The organism is Spirochaeta lutea (assembly GCF_000758165.1).
GTDB lineage: Bacteria > Spirochaetota > Spirochaetia > DSM-27196 > Salinispiraceae > Spirochaeta_D > Spirochaeta_D lutea.
Genome location: NZ_JNUP01000057.1, coordinates 264 through 509, shown reverse-complemented (window position 1 = coordinate 509; position 246 = coordinate 264). Strand labels below are relative to the sequence as shown.

The window sequence follows — 246 nt, the reverse complement described above, 5'->3', positions numbered from 1 at the left end:
CTGAGGACTTCGACGGCACAATATCCATGATGAATCCGGAAGAAACGATTCGATTTCTTAAAGAGGATTATCAGGGGACGGAAAAGTTTACGGTAGACGATGAAGGGTATATCTTCTGGGACGGGAAGTTGGTGGCGCCGTATGGGGACAGTTATTATCGCTATTTCTACGAGACTAAAGATAACAATCCAACATTGTGGAATGCTATGCAGCAACGTGGTTTCATTGGATGGGATAATGAGGGCA

Annotated in this window: 1 protein-coding gene; it reads left to right on the top strand. The window is 44.7% G+C overall.

Annotation, left to right across the window (positions count from 1 at the left end; genetic code table 11):
* Positions 1 to 26: 26 nt before the first annotated feature.
* Positions 27 to 246 (top strand): hypothetical protein (locus DC28_RS16735; protein ID WP_238565789.1); only part of this gene is annotated, 220 nt, incomplete at its 3' end.